General features: G+C 70.3%; 11 protein-coding genes. 5 read left to right on the forward strand and 6 right to left on the reverse strand.

Annotated elements, in window-relative coordinates; translation table 11 throughout:
• Positions 1 to 83: 83 nt before the first annotated feature.
• A complete protein-coding gene (locus OV427_RS19045) occupies positions 84 to 2,636 on the reverse strand; it encodes an ATP-binding protein (protein WP_267857546.1) in 2,553 nt (850 codons plus the stop codon).
• A gap of 259 nt (positions 2,637 to 2,895) precedes the next feature.
• Between OV427_RS19045 and OV427_RS19050 the strand changes: the two genes are divergently transcribed.
• The 4 genes from OV427_RS19050 to OV427_RS19065 are packed head-to-tail and all read left to right on the forward strand — an operon-like array spanning position 2,896 to position 7,842.
• A complete protein-coding gene (locus tag OV427_RS19050; RefSeq protein WP_267857547.1) occupies positions 2,896 to 3,558 on the forward strand; it encodes a cobalamin B12-binding domain-containing protein in 663 nt (220 codons plus the stop codon).
• A 6-nt stretch (positions 3,559 to 3,564) separates the two neighbouring features.
• Positions 3,565 to 4,272: a hypothetical protein gene (locus tag OV427_RS19055; RefSeq protein ID WP_267857548.1), complete on the forward strand. Its 708-nt coding sequence runs from the start codon at positions 3,565 to 3,567 to the stop codon at positions 4,270 to 4,272.
• Positions 4,269 to 6,320, forward strand: coding sequence for a hybrid sensor histidine kinase/response regulator (locus OV427_RS19060; RefSeq protein WP_267857549.1), 2,052 nt, complete (start codon positions 4,269 to 4,271; stop codon positions 6,318 to 6,320). The genes OV427_RS19055 and OV427_RS19060 overlap by 4 nt, the downstream gene beginning before the upstream one ends.
• Positions 6,313 to 7,842, forward strand: a complete 1,530-nt coding sequence (locus OV427_RS19065) for a response regulator (RefSeq protein WP_267857550.1) — start codon at positions 6,313 to 6,315, stop codon at positions 7,840 to 7,842. The genes OV427_RS19060 and OV427_RS19065 overlap by 8 nt, the downstream gene beginning before the upstream one ends.
• A gap of 25 nt (positions 7,843 to 7,867) precedes the next feature.
• Here OV427_RS19065 and OV427_RS19070 read toward each other — a convergent pair whose 3' ends face one another.
• Positions 7,868 to 8,239, reverse strand: coding sequence for a helix-turn-helix transcriptional regulator (locus tag OV427_RS19070; RefSeq protein WP_267857551.1), 372 nt, complete (start codon positions 8,237 to 8,239; stop codon positions 7,868 to 7,870).
• Between the two features lie 424 nt (positions 8,240 to 8,663).
• Between OV427_RS19070 and OV427_RS19075 the strand changes: the two genes are divergently transcribed.
• Positions 8,664 to 10,322 (forward strand): methyl-accepting chemotaxis protein, encoded by a 1,659-nt coding sequence (locus OV427_RS19075; RefSeq protein ID WP_267857552.1) that lies wholly within the window; start codon positions 8,664 to 8,666, stop codon positions 10,320 to 10,322.
• Here the strand turns inward: OV427_RS19075 and OV427_RS19080 are convergent.
• The 4 genes from OV427_RS19080 to OV427_RS19095 form a co-directional block, all read right to left on the reverse strand.
• Positions 10,282 to 10,599, reverse strand: coding sequence for an imm11 family protein (locus OV427_RS19080; RefSeq protein ID WP_267857553.1), 318 nt, complete (start codon positions 10,597 to 10,599; stop codon positions 10,282 to 10,284). The genes OV427_RS19075 and OV427_RS19080 overlap by 41 nt on opposite strands.
• Before the next feature lie 58 nt (positions 10,600 to 10,657).
• The gene (locus tag OV427_RS19085; protein ID WP_267857554.1) at positions 10,658 to 11,263 is read right to left on the reverse strand and encodes a pentapeptide repeat-containing protein; all 606 of its coding nucleotides are present in this window, start codon (positions 11,261 to 11,263) and stop codon (positions 10,658 to 10,660) included.
• Between the two features lie 10 nt (positions 11,264 to 11,273).
• A complete protein-coding gene (locus tag OV427_RS19090) occupies positions 11,274 to 12,746 on the reverse strand; it encodes a hypothetical protein (RefSeq protein WP_267857555.1) in 1,473 nt (490 codons plus the stop codon).
• A gap of 152 nt (positions 12,747 to 12,898) precedes the next feature.
• Positions 12,899 to 13,795 (reverse strand): alpha/beta hydrolase, encoded by an 897-nt coding sequence (locus tag OV427_RS19095; RefSeq protein WP_267857556.1) that lies wholly within the window; start codon positions 13,793 to 13,795, stop codon positions 12,899 to 12,901.
• Positions 13,796 to 13,814 lie beyond the last annotated feature (19 nt).

The raw sequence follows: 13,814 nt of genomic DNA on the forward strand, positions 1-13,814 counted from the left end.
ACAAGGGCCGCTCCGTGTCGGGTGGGCGATGAAATCAGCCACGGCCACACTCGCGGTCTTCGGGTGGCACGCCTCCAACCGGGCTAACCGCCGGACGCCGTGCCCTTGACGTCGCGCGGCAGCCGCACCGTGAAGACGGTGCCCTGCTCGGAGTCCGAGTGCACGTCCACGTGCCCACCGTGCGCACGCACCACCTGGTCCACGATGTAGAGGCCCAGCCCCACGCTGCGGCGGGTGCCGTCCGTGGGGACACCGCGCTGCATGGGCCGGAAGAGGCGCGGCAGGACGTCGGCGGGGATGGTGGCCCCCAGGTTGCGCACTTCCATCACCACCCGCTCCGCCTCGCCGCGCGTCGTCACCGTCACGGGCATATCCGCGGGGCTGTAGTCGAGCGCATTGGAGAGCAGGTTGCCCACCACCTGCGCGATGCGGTCCGCATCCCACGTGCCCCGGCCTTCGCCCTGTTGCTCCACGCGCACGGCGCGCTCCGGGCGGGACACCTGCACCTCGTCCACCACCTGGCGGACCAGGGCATGCAGGTCCATGGGCGCGGGCCTCACCGGAAGCCCGCCCGTCAGGCGCGCCTGGGTGAAGTCGAGCAGGTCGCGAATCATCCGCACCGCGCGCTCGGCCGAGGTCTGGATGCGCAGCGTGGTGCGCAGTTGCCTGTCGCTCAGCTCCTCTCCGCGCAGCACCGCCTGCGCTCCGAGGAGGATGGCGCTCAAGGGATTGCGCAGGTCGTGGCTGACGATGCCGATGAGCTGCTGCTCGAACTCAGCGTTCCGGCGCGCCTGCGCCTCGACCTCCTTGCGCGCGGAGATGTCCATGGCCGTGCCGAGGAAGCGCTCGGGGCGCCCGTCGGCGCCGAAGTACGCGCGCCCGCGTCCCTCCAACCAGTGCAGCGCGCCATCGAGCGTGGCGACGCGGTACTCGGCGGCGAACACACCCGCGCGCTCGCCCCGCAGCGCGGACTCCACCGCCTCACGCACCAGCTCACGGTCCTCGGGGAGGAGGACGGCGAAGACGTCCTCGAGCGCCGGGTCGCCCACCCCCGGCATCGCGAGCAGCTCGCTCGTGAGGGCGTCCAGCCGCAGCCTCCGGGTGGACAGGTCCAGCTCCCAGGTGCCGACGCCCGACGCCTGCTCCACCATGCGGCTGCGCTCCTCGCTCCGCCGCAAGGCGTCCGCGACGGCCTCCACCCGCCGGCGGGCGTGGACCTGCTCCGTCACCTCGAAAGCGAAGACGTCGATACCCTCCACCGCTCCCCCGGCCCCACGCCGCGCCTGGTAGTTGAAGGTCAGGAACACCTCGTCGAGGTGGCCCGTCAGCTGGCGGTCCAGCAGGATGCGCACCTCCTGCCCGACGAAGGGCCTGCCCGTGCGGTACACATCATCCAGCAACTCGACGAAGCCCTGCTCCACGACCTCCGGCAGGGCCTCGGCGACGGGGCGGCCCACCAGGGGGCGCTTGCCGGCGACCAGCTCCAGGTAGAGCGGATTGGCCAGCTCGAAGACGTGCTCGGGGCCCCGCAGCGTGCAGATGACCGCGGGCGCCGCCTCGAGCAGGTTGTGCAGGCGTGTGCGCTCGGCTTCTGCCCGCGCGTGCGCCCGCTCCACCGCCACCAACAGCCGCTCGCGCTCGGCGCCCGCGCGGGCCCGCGCCAGCACCGCGCCCAGCTGGCCGGCGAGCAACGCGAAGAAGTCCTGCAACTCCGGTCCGAACGACAGGCGCGGGCTGCACCCCACCAGGAGCACGCCGCGCACGCCCCCGCCCGCCGGCTCGGGCAACGGCAACACGCAGGCGGTCTGGATGGGCTCGGGCCACAGGCCCGCCACGAGGCCCGGCACGCGCGCCTGCACGTCGTCCACCCACACGGGCCTGCCGGTGCGCACGGCCTCCCAGAGTGGCCACACGGAGTGGGCCTCCAGGGGCTCCACGCGCGGGGGCGTGGCGGGCGAGCGGGGCTCGAGCCCGGTGAGCCCCACCCGCCGCAGGAAGGGGCTGTCGGCCCCGCCCAGGTACACGGCGGAGAAGGGGACGTCGGCCGCGTTGCGGACGAGCACCTCCGCCGCGGCCGTGCCCACGGACTCCTCGTCGCCCGCGTCCAACGCGCTCACGGCCAGGTCCTTGAAGGTCCGCAGCCGGCGCTCGCCGAGCACCTTCTGCGTCGTCTCGGTACAGACGACCAGCACGCCTCCCACGCCGCCGCCGTCGTCGAGCACCGGGCTGTAGCTGAACGTCCAGAAGACCTCCTGGAAGCCCCCATCGCGGTGGATGGGGATGAGCTGGTCCTCGAACCAGACGGACTCGCCTCCCTGGACGCGGCGGATGAGCGGGCCGATGACGTCCCAGATGTCCGTCCAGAACTCACGCCCGCGCGCGCCCAGGGCCTGGGGATGGCGGTCTACGCCGAGGCTCGGCCGGTACGCGTCGTTGTAGAACTGGACCATCTCCGGCCCCCACCACAGGAACATCGGCTGGCGGCAGGTGAGCAGCGTGGAGAGCGTGATGCGCAGCGAGTGGGGCCACGTCTCCATGGAGCCCACGGGAGTCTTCGACCAGTCCAGGTCGCGGGTGAGCGAAGCGAGCTCACCTCCTCCCGGTAGCCATGTCGTGGCAGGAATCGGCACGAACATCGGACTCTCAATCCAGGGCGCGCGGGATGTCCAGCCTCACGAAGGGCCCGGGGCGCGGCGGCGGGTACTGAAGCTCCCATCACCGGGCAGAACGGCAAAATCTACAGGACGGGCAGGCAGCCAGGCCACCATCCGCGGGCCCGCACAGTGTCAGGTTGGCGATGAAAACGGCCCCCGTCCGCTGTAACTGAGAAACGGGTCACCCTTACCCTACCGCTCACCACTACCCTTCGGCACCCTGCCCGCCTCCTCCACGCCCGTGCTCCAACAGACCGAACCCTCCCTCACCACCCTGCGCGAGCAGTACCTCGCCGCGCAGCTCGCCGGAAACCGGCGGGAAGCCCTGCGCCTGTTGGTAGACGAGGGGCTCCTGCGCGGCGTGCCCCTCCAGACGCTGCACCTGGAGGTCATCCAGCTGGCCCAGTACGAGATTGGCCGGCTGTGGCAGGAGAACATCATCTCCGTGGCGCAGGAGCACCTGGCCACCTCCATCTCCCAGCTCGCCCTGGCCCACCTCTACCGGCACCTGCCCAGAGACCCGGACAACGGCAAGCTCGTCATGGTGTCGTGCGTGCAGGGAGAGCTGCACGAGGTGGGCGCGCGCATGGCCAGCGACTTCCTGGAGATGGCCGGCTTCGACGTCCGCTTCCTCGGCGCCAACGTGCCGCCCGAGCACCTGGCGCGCATGCTGCGCGAGGTGCGGCCCGACCTGCTCGCCCTCTCCGTGACGATGACGTACCACCTGCCTCAACTGCGCGAGGCCGTGAACCACGCGCGCGAGGCCGTCCCCGGCATTGCCATCGCCGTGGGTGGACTCGCCTTCCGCTGGGCCCCGGACCTGGAACAGGACCTGGGCGTCAGCTTCTTCGGCAGGGACGCGCGCGAGCTCGTCGCCACCGCCTGCCGGACGCTTGGAGTCTGAACCCCGATGGAGCAGCCGCTGAGCAGACTCGTGGAAGCGAAGGCGAGCCGTCTGGCCACCGCCTCCGTGGCCCCGCTGTATCAGGACCCCTTCTGGGAGGCGCGCTACGGCCAGGAGCGCTCGCGCCGCTTCGGTGACGAGGACGCCGCCTTCCACGTGCGCTACCTCGTCCAGGCGCTCGACGAGCAGCGCCCCTCCGTCATCGAGGGCTACGCGCGCTGGCTGCGCACGCTCCTCGTGTCGCGGGGCATGTGCTCACGCCACCTGGACAGCCACTTCGCGGGCCTGGCCCACGCGCTGGAAGCCGAGGGCTGGGGCCCCGGCACCCTGCCCCACGACTACATGCAGGCCGCGCGCGCGGCGCTGCGCTACACCGAGGGGCCCGCCCAGAAGCTGGAGCAGGACGCCCCCGAGCTGGCCCACGCCGCCGCCGGCAGGCTGACGCTCTACATCCTCCCCGAGGACCGGCCGCGTCTTGAAGAAGAGTTGCAACTGCACCTGTCCTACCTCGCGGACTCGCTGGCGTCGGGCCGTCACGAGCTGATGGGTGACCACGTGCGCTGGTATGTCGGTTTCTGGCCACGGCGTGGCTTCGGATTGCTGGCATTTCCCAGCGTGCTCGGCATGTTGAAGTCCGTGCTGGGCGCCCGGCATCCGGAAGCCCGAACCCTGCTCGCCACGGCGGGCGTGTCCTGGGAGGAGACCCGTTCATGAGGCACCCCGCTGCCCCCGATGGCCGCCTCTTCGACGACCTGAGCCGGGAAATCGCCCTCGTCTGTGACACGCAGGGCACCCTCACCTGGGTGGACGCGCGCGCGCAGTCCGTCCTCGCCGCGAAGCCGGGCCAGAGCCTGCGCAGCCTCGCGGCGAAGGGCGCCGAGGAGAAGGTGGACAAGCTGCTCGTCCAGGCCCGCGACGAGCGGGTGGAGGGCTGGGAGCTCATCCTCTGTCACGAGGACACCCCCACCACCTTCGCCTTCCGCGCACGCCCCGACGGTGACGGCGGCGTGCTGATGGTGGGCAGCCTGGTGCCGCAGGACTACGGCAGCGCCCTGGACCAGGTGAACAGCGCGCTCAGCGAGGTGTCCACCCTCCACCGCGAGACGGAGCGCCAGCAGCGCGAGCTCAAGCGCCGCGCGGACGAGCTGGCCCGCCTCAACCGCGAGCTGGAGGAGTCCAACCGCGGCGTGCGCAGCCTCCACGTCGCCCTGGACGAGAAGGCGGAGAGCCTGCAGCTCGCCGCCGAAATCAAGAGCCGGGTGGTGGCCAACGTCAGCCACGAGTTCCGCACCCCGCTGCACTCCATCCTCGGCCTCTCGAAAGTCCTGCTCAACCCCATCAACGGCGCACTCAGCGGCGAGCAGGAGAAGCAGGTCCAGTTCATCCGCAACTCCGCGGAGGCCCTCTTCGAGCTGGTGAATGATTTGCTGGACCTCTCCAAGATGGAGTCCGGCAAGACGACGCTGCGCCACAGCCGCTTCGTGGTGAGTGATTTGCTGAGCGCGCTGCGCGGCATGATGAAGCCGCTGGTGCCGCCGGGCGCGCCGGTGGAGCTGCGCCTGGTGGAGCCGGAGGAGGCGCTGGAGCTGGAGACGGACGAGTCCCGCTTGAGCCAGGTGCTGCGCAACCTGGTCTCCAACGCGCTGAAGTTCACCGAGGCCGGCCACGTCACCCTGTCAGTGACGCCCGGCCCGCGCGACACCGTCGTCTTCACCGTGCAGGACTCGGGCATCGGCATCGCCCCGGAGAACCACGAGCGCATCTTCGAGGAGTTCTCCCAGGTGGACAGCCCGCTGCAGCGCAAGCTGAAGGGCACCGGCCTGGGCCTGCCGCTGGCGCGCAAGCTGACAGAGGTGCTGGGCGGCACCCTCTCCGTGAAGAGCGCCCTGGGCCAGGGCTCCACCTTCACCGTCACCATCCCCCGCGTCCACACCGAGGTGGCGGAGATGACGGGGCTCACCGCGCGCAGCGAGCAACTGGACCCCAGCCGCGCCCCGGTGCTGGTGCTGGAGGACGACCGGCAGACGCTCTTCCTCTACGAGAAGTACCTGGCGCGCTCCGGCTTCCAGGTGCTGCCGGTGCGCAGCACGGAGGAGGCCCGGCGTGTCATGGAGCGCGTGCGCCCCGCCGCCATGGTGCTGGACGTCATGCTGGAGGGGGAGACGAGCTGGAACTTCCTCGCGGACATGAAGAACGGCGAGAGCACGCGCGACATCCCCGTGCTCGTCGTCACCGTGACGGACCGCGAGCAGAAGGCACGCGCGCTGGGCGCCGACGAGTTCTGGCTCAAGCCGGTGGACGAGGTCCGGCTGCAGAAGAAGCTCCAGACGATGGCCCGCAGCGGGCCGGTGGAGCGGCTGCTCCTCATCGACGACGACGACGTCCACCGCTACCTGCTCAAGCAACTGCTCAAGGATTTGCCCTACGTGCTGCTGGAGGCGTCCGGCGGCAAGGAGGGCGTGCGGCTGGCGCGCGAGCAGGCCCCGCACCTCATCTTCCTGGACTTCGTCCTCCCGGACATCACCGCCTTCGACGTGCTGGACGAGCTGAAGGCGGACCCGCGCACGCGCGAGATTCCCGTCATCCTCCACACCTCGCACGAGCTGCAGGAGAACGAGCGCACGCGCCTGGCGAAGGAGACGGCCGCCATCCTCTCCAAGCACACGCTGAGTCGCGAGGTGGCCATCAACCGCATTCGCGACGCGCTGACCAAGGCGGGCCTCGGCTCCCACGCCTTGCAGGAGGGTAGCCGCCGTGGTTGACCCCAAGCTGGCCACCGTCCTCAACGTCAACGACGACGACGCCAACCGCTACCTCGTCAACCGCATCCTGGAGATGGCGGGCTTCAAGGTGCTGGAGGCCGCCACCGGCATGGCGGCGCTCCTCATGGCGGAGCAGCACCGCCCGGACGTCATCGTCCTGGACGTGAAGCTGCCGGACATCAGCGGCTATGAAGTCTGCGAGCGGCTGCGCGCCAACCCCGGCACCGCGGCCATGGCGGTGCTGCACACCTCCGCCACCTTCGTCACCTCCGACAAGAAGGTGCGCGCCCTGGACGGCGGCGCGGACGCGTACCTCACCCAGCCCTTCGAGGCCTCGGAGCTCATCGCCACGGTGAAGTCGCTCCTGCGCCTGCGCCACGCGGAGCAGGCCGCGCGCCTGCGCGCCGAGGAACTGGCGGAGATGGACCGGCGCAAGGACGAGTTCCTCGCCATGCTCGCGCACGAGCTGCGCAACCCGCTGGCCGCCATCATGACGGCCATTGGCATCCTGGAGCGCAAGCCCGCGGACGACCCCAAGGAGTCGCGCATGCGCGGCATCATCCAGCGCCAGACGCACCACCTGGCGCGGCTCGTGGACGACCTGCTCGACGTGAGCCGGATTACGCGCGACAGGGTGGAGCTGCGCCTGTCCCGGGTGGACCTGCTCGCCGTCCTGCAGCAGGTGCTCCAGGTGGCGCGCCCCATGGCCGAGTCGCGCGGGCTGGGGGTGGAGGTGTCGCTGCCGCGCGAGCCCCTGTGGGTGCACGCGGACGCCACCCGGCTGGAGCAGGTCTTCACCAACCTGCTGGACAACGCCTCCAAGTACACGGACGGCGGCCACATCAGCCTGCGCGTGGAGCACGAGGGCGTGGACGGCTCGGCGAAGGCGGTGGTGCGGGTGAAGGACACCGGCATCGGCATCCCCGCGGACGTGCTGCCCTACATCTTCGACCTGTTCGCCCAGGCGGACACGTCCCTGGAGCGCTCGCGCGGGGGCCTGGGCATCGGCCTGACGCTGGTGCGCAAGCTGGTGCGGATGCACGGCGGCGAGGTGCACGCCTTCAGCGACGGCCCGGGCCGGGGCAGCGAGTTCGTGGTGAAGCTGCCGCTGCTGCACGAGGTGGCCGTCCCCGCCGACAGCGGGAAGGGCACGGACACGCGGCGCAACGGGCGGCGCATCCTCCTGGTGGAGGACAACTCGGACGCGCGCCAGGCCATGCGGGATTTGCTCGAGCTGTGGGGTCACCAGGTGGCGGTGGCGCCGGACGGCCTGCAGGGACTGGCGCTGGCGCTGACGCAGTCACCGGAGCTGGCGCTGGTGGACATCGGCCTGCCGGGGATGGACGGGTACCGGGTGGCGGAGGAGCTGCGCTCGCGGGTGGGGCAGCGCATCCGCCTGGTGGCGATTACGGGCTACGGCGGTCCGGAGGGGCATGACCGCGCGCTGCGCGCGGGGTTCGACCGGCACCTCGTCAAGCCGGTGAAGCCAGACGAGCTGGATCGGCTCATCTCCACGTTGTGAGGGGTGACGGCGGGGGGCGCGCGCTTCAGCGCCGCCCCAGCGCGTTGGCGACCAGGCCCAGCAGCTTCACCTTCGAGGGGTCCAGCTGGCGCACGGTGCGCAGCAGGCGGCGAACCTCGGGCCGCTCCTGGGGAGAGGGCGGCGGCTCGCTGGCGCGCGAGGCGTTGGATGCGCCGTGCGAGGCGGACAGGCCCAGCAGCTCGTCCGCGGAGACGTGCAGCTCGTGACACAGCTTCAGCAGTGTCTGCACGCTGGGGAGCATGCCGCCGCGCTCCAGGCGCCCGTACACCTCGGTGGCCACATCGATGCGCTCGGCTACGTCGGCCTGCGTGAGCTCCAGGCGGGTCCGGGCGGCGCGCGCCGCTGCTCCGATGGTGGTTGCGAGTTTCTTGTCCATGCCTTACCGACCCGAAACGTTTGGCCGCTGGCATAGGACGTATGGAGGCAGACAGACAGAACTTGCCGGGTCAGCCTCAAGTTGTTCACCCGTAGGGTTGCTGCCCACGAGGTGGACTCTCGGGGTTCGGATGGGCGCTTTCTGAGCGTCCCTCCCTCGGCACCACGCCCCTCGGGGGAAGGGTTCGGGGGCCCTGCCCGCACGCTGGAAGGCCCCGGAACGCGGGTGACCTATAACGTTGGACGGCGACTTTCCTACGGCTCCGGCAAGTCCTGCGACCGGTTCCTCCCCCCAGGGTTGGACGCGCGCGAGGGGTTTCGGGGCCTCGAGGAGCAGGCGGCCGGACGGCCAGGCGAGGCCAGCCAGGGAGGCGAGCCCCCGAGCCTGCGCGGTGTAGTCCCGCAGGGGCTACGCTCGCGGGTCGATGTCGCTTGGACGGCAAAGCCTGCTGGTGAAGCTCTGTGTGGCGATGGGAGTGGTGGCGCTACCACTGCTGCTCGCCATCCTCGCCTACGTGCTGCCGCAGCTTCGGGCGCAGCTCCACGAGGACCGGGTGCGGGGCCTGCGGCAGGCGGTGGAGACGGCCTACGGCATCCTGGAGTCCTACGAAGCGCGCGAGCGCGCCGGGACGCTGACGCGGCAGGAGGCGCAGGCCCAGGCGGCGGCGCTGCTGCAGGGGCTGCGCTACTCGGGGGTGGAGTACTTCTGGGTCAATGATTTGGACACGAAGCTCGTCATGCACCCGCACCTGCCGGCGATGCTGGGCAAGGATTTGACGGGCTACCGGGACGTGCGCGGCCGGCCGGTGTTCGTGGACATCGTGAAGCTGGCACGCGCCCGGGGTGAGGGCTCGGTGGCGTACGAGGCCACGCGGCCGGGCTCGCCGGACGCCATCCCCAAGGAGAGCTACGTGAAGCTCTTCCCGCCGTGGGGGTGGGTGCTGGGCACGGGCGTGTACGTGGAGGACATCGACCGGGAGGTGGCCGAGGTGCGCCAGCGCATCCTGGTGGCGGTGGGTGGCGCGCTGGTGCTGGCGCTCTTGGCGGGCGCGTACGTGTCGCGGCGGGTGGTGCGGCCGGTGCGGGCGCTGGCGGACGCGGCGCACCGGGTGTCGCGGGGAGAGCTGGACGTGCGGCTGGCGGTGCCCTCGGCGGACGAGGTGGGCCGGCTGACGGAGGCCTTCAACGGCATGGTGGCGGGGCTGCGCGAGGTGGTGGCCGCGCTGGTGGAGGCGGCGGGGGCCACGGCGGCGGACGCCGAGCGAATCCGGGTGTCGGCGGACGCGCTGTCACTCACCACGCGGGAGCAGTCGGAGTCGCTGCAGCGCGCGGCGGAGGCGGTGCAGGGAATGAGCGCGCGGGTGTCACAGGGCGCGGAAGCGGCGCGCACGGCGGCGGAGACGGCGGCGGACAACGGCGAGGTGGCGCGGGAGGGCGGCACGGTGGTGGGCCACGCGTCGAAGAAGATGGCGGAAATCGTGGAGGTAGTGGAGCGCTCGGCGCAGACGGTGGCGCGGATGCAGGCGTCCGGGCGGGTGACGGGGGACATGCTGCGGCTCATCCAGCAGGTGGCGGACGAGACGCAGATGCTGGCGGTGAACACGGCGATTGAAGCGGCGCGCGCGGGCCAGCACGGCAAGGGCTTCTCGGTGGTCGCGGGCGAGGTGCGCAAGCTGGCGAACCGCACGCGCGACGCCGCGGGGCAGGTGCAGTCACTGCTGGGCCAGAACGAGACGGACACGGCGGCGGCGGCGGAGCTGATGCGGCAGGGCACGGCGAAGGTGCGCGAGGGCCTGAACCTGTCCTCCGCGGCGGGAGACGCCCTGGCGCGGCTGGTGGCCGGGGTGCGGGAGATTGGCGAGCACGTGGAGCGGATGGCGGAGGAGAATGCGCGCCAGTCCGCCTCCGGGGAGAGCATCGCCGGGCGCATCCAGCAGCTCTCGGTGCGCTCCACGGAGTCGGTGGCCGGCGTGCAGCAGATTGCCCGCTCCGTGGAGGACCTGCAGTCGCGGGCCTCGCGGCTGAAGGAACTGGCCGCGCGATTCACGGCGCGGGTGGCTGGGGGCAAACCTCCTCGAACCTGACGCCCGAGGCGCCCAGGTGGGCCAGTGCTGCGGCCCTGACCTCGTCGGACACGATGAGGGAGAGGGTCCATCCCCAGGGACGGAACACCCGCGTGGCGCCGACCCTGATAGGGTCGATGCGCATGCCGTAGACAGCGCGGTACTGCCCCGTCTTCTCCGGCCGCCCATCTTCCGGCGTCCAGTACCTCACCTCTCTCGACGCCCGGTCATCGATACACTTCACGACCTGGACGGCGTTCAGGATGGAGTAGACGTCGGGCTGCCCCTGGATGCGCACCGGAACGAGCTGTACGTCCGCGGGCGCGAGCTCCCTGGGCCCGGAGTACGGGAGCGCGTCAGAGAATCACGCCAGGGAGGGTGTCGAGGACGGCGCGGATGGCTTCCGGGGTGGTGTCGTTGCGCTTCGCCACGGCGGGGGCGAAGTACGTCACGGCGAGGGTCTCCGGGAGGTCGTCCGTGAAGGACTCCACGTTGATGCGCATGGTGCCGGGCCACTGGCGGGCGAGCAGCTCGCTCTTGCGTCCCACCGGGTCGAGCACGGTGAAGCAGGGCCAGGAAGGGAGCTTCATGCGACTGAGGTCACAGTCGACGAAGCGGCATGCATCCAGGCGCGCATCGGTGAAGTCGCAGTCTTCGATGCTGCCCCGCTCCGAGTCCTCGTCAAATGACCAGCGGCCAAAGTCACTTCCGGTCATGGCCCCCGTGAATCTGCAGCCCTTCAGATGGGCGTGAGTCCAGGGGAAGTTCTTGAGCTCCCTCTTGACCTCAATGGTGCAGTTGATGAGTCGCGGCTGGATGAGAATCAGGTTTCTCGCAGCCACCTTCAGGAGCAGGGTGCAGTTGCGGAGTGTCAGGTTGGGACCCAGGAAGCAGACATTCCCAGCATCGATTTCGAGTCGCTGGTTCTCGATGTCCTGGTTCTCGATGTTGAGCTGGCCCATCCCGTGCGCCTCAGAAGGTAATCATCCGGAAGAGGTCCCTGACCATGCGTGTGCCATGCAGGGCCAGGTTCGAATCTGTCCCGGAGAGAAGCTCGTATTTGTACCCGGTTGAGGGGTCAACCGCATCGACCCCCTTGGGGCTCCATCTCAGTTGAGGAAACTGCCTCCGAAGAACCTTCTCCAGGAATCGGCCTCGTGCCTGACGCTCCAGGAGGCGCACCAGCCATTGCTCGCCCCGAGCCGCGGCTTTTCCGATGGCATCGCGCTCTTGCCGCGTGAGCCGATGGGGGCCCCATTCCCCAGCGACACGAGTCGCCGCCGCTTGGAGTTGGTCTCCCACGGGATCCGCCGTCGGGATGTCCTTGAGCGGCTTGTTCGTGGGCACGTGCCAGCGCTGGCCGTTGGTGAGTACCTGCCGGTTGCCACCCTGGTGCCGGATGATGGTGGTGGCCGCGTCCTCTGACTCCGCTGCTGCCGCGCCCGCCTGTCTCCCCGGGCTCTTCATCAGGACGGAGAAGGTGCCCTCGGACGAGACGGCCACCGACTCCACCTCGGCCACCGACGCGAGCCGGAGTCCTCCCTGTGCCTCAGCCTGCACCGCTGCCTGCGTGAAGCCGGGCAGCTTCGGCATCAGCTTCGCCAGCTTGGGCATCGCGCCACCGAGTGCCGTCGTGGCCACCATCACCAGCACGCGCGCGGTGTTCTCGCCCATCACCCGGCCGAACGTCTCTCCGGCCTCGCTCAGCTCGTCGAAGGTGGTGGCCCTGTCCGAGTCCTCCACCAGGCACACCCAGCCGCGCATCAGGCTCCACAGGGTGTCCACGCCCAGCCAGCCCAGCAGCAGCACCGTCATCCCCGCCGCGATGGTTTTGGAGAGCGGGTCGGGTAGTGCCCACAACAGCAGGTAGACGACGGCCGTCCACACCAGCAGGGACAGCACGGCGGACGGCTGCACCATGCCCTTGAGGGCCTGAGTCGTCTCCGCCAGCACGGAACCGAGTGAAATCGCCAGGGCCAGCGCGTACCTGTCGTCACCGCGCACGGTGGGCCCGTCCACCAACAGGCGCAGGCAGTCACCGCCGCCCTGCATGCGCTGGCACCAGCGCAGGTACTCACGCGTCAGCTCCGCTTCCGCCCGCGACGCAGCGGCGCTCACGTTTACGGGCGCCAGCCGGATGACGCGTTCGCCGTCGACTCGTGCCTGGGCCTCACGCGTCTCCGCGAACAACCGCCGGGCCTCCGCTTGAGGCTGCGCCACGGGACGCGCTTCACGGGCCAGCTTCGCCACCGCCTCGGTGAAGTCGTCCTCGTCCACCTCCACCGGCTCATCCGACACCGTGCGCGCAGAGAAGACGCTCAGCCCGTACCGTGCCGCACCGGCTCCCACCTCACCGTCATCCAACGAGGCGCGCGTGACGCGGGGCACACCACTGCAAGCGGCCAGCAGCATCAGCATGACTGCACCGACTTGTCGCGGTGTCATGAGGATTCTCTGGACGTGGGGCGCGCGAGTTGAGCGGCCTGCGCCACCAGCCCGCCCATGGAATGGAGGTGCTTGAAATACGGGCGCGGCGTCAGATTCTTGTACTGCTCGTCCGCCAACTCGACTGACGCAATTGCATCAGCCGTCCCCGCTCAGGGCGTCGCGGAGGTGGAGGGGGCAGCCTCCGCCGCGGGCGGCTCCGGGGGCACGGGCAGCAGCTTGCGCAGCGCCGTGAGCGCGGCCGGGTGGAAGATGGTGTGGTGGTACTCGTTGGGCATGGGCTCGTAGTGCCACTGCAGCCCCTCGGGCGTGTGCTCCTTCAGGGCGGCGACGAAGACGTCCAGGCCCTGCTGCATCTCCGGCATCTCGCCCCCCTCGTTGCCCATGGTCAGGAAGAGCGTGCGCGGGCCGGCGGGCTGCGCCCGCAGGAGCGCGGGCGCCTCCTTCGAGAGTGACTGATTGCTCCACCACAGGCTCGGGCTCACGGCGATGTAGCCGTTGAAGAGGTCCGGCTGGCGCAGGAACGTCTCCACGATGAAGAGGCCCGCCAGGGACTCGCCGATGAGGAAGGACTCGCCGCTCGTGCGGTAGCGCGCCTCCACCCACGGCTTCAGCTCGCGGGCGATGAACTCACGGAAGGCCGCGGAGCCTCCAGTCGTCGGCAGCGCCTTCTTCTCGTCGGGCACCGAGGTCGGGTAGGTGAAGTCCCGCCTGCGGTCCGTCTCCTCGATGCCCACGACAATCATGTCCCGGATGGTCTGGCTGAGGCTCCCCAGCTGCGCGAGGCCGGCGATGTGCGGGAAGTCCTCCTTCTCCCCACCGTCCAGCAGGTACAGCACGGGCGGGCGGGCCTTTCCCTCCGTGTAACCCGGCGGCAGGTACACGTTGATGCGCCGGGTCTCCTTCAGCACGCTCGACTCCAGCGTGTACGAGCGCGCGATGACGATGGGCCTCCCCTCCTCCACCTTCGCGGTGACTCCGGTGGACTCACGCGTGCCCGCGCACGCCGTCACCAGGCCCAACACCCCTGCCACGATTGCTGCCCGCATCCGCACCTCGCGTGTACTC

The organism is Pyxidicoccus sp. MSG2, from assembly GCF_026626705.1.
GTDB lineage: Bacteria > Myxococcota > Myxococcia > Myxococcales > Myxococcaceae > Myxococcus.

Excerpts from the sequence above, each read along its gene's own strand:
- OV427_RS19085 (WP_267857554.1), bottom strand. The coding sequence starts at position 11,263 with ATGGGCCAGCTCAACATCGAGAACCAGGACATCGAGAACCAGCGACTC.
- OV427_RS19060 (WP_267857549.1), top strand. The coding sequence starts at position 4,269 with ATGAGGCACCCCGCTGCCCCCGATGGCCGCCTCTTCGACGACCTGAGC.
- OV427_RS19075 (WP_267857552.1), top strand. The coding sequence starts at position 8,664 with ATGTCGCTTGGACGGCAAAGCCTGCTGGTGAAGCTCTGTGTGGCGATG.
- OV427_RS19070 (WP_267857551.1), bottom strand. The coding sequence starts at position 8,239 with ATGGACAAGAAACTCGCAACCACCATCGGAGCAGCGGCGCGCGCCGCC.
- OV427_RS19090 (WP_267857555.1), bottom strand. The coding sequence starts at position 12,746 with ATGACACCGCGACAAGTCGGTGCAGTCATGCTGATGCTGCTGGCCGCT.
- OV427_RS19045 (WP_267857546.1), bottom strand. The coding sequence starts at position 2,636 with ATGTTCGTGCCGATTCCTGCCACGACATGGCTACCGGGAGGAGGTGAG.
- OV427_RS19055 (WP_267857548.1), top strand. The coding sequence starts at position 3,565 with ATGGAGCAGCCGCTGAGCAGACTCGTGGAAGCGAAGGCGAGCCGTCTG.
- OV427_RS19095 (WP_267857556.1), bottom strand. The coding sequence starts at position 13,795 with ATGCGGGCAGCAATCGTGGCAGGGGTGTTGGGCCTGGTGACGGCGTGC.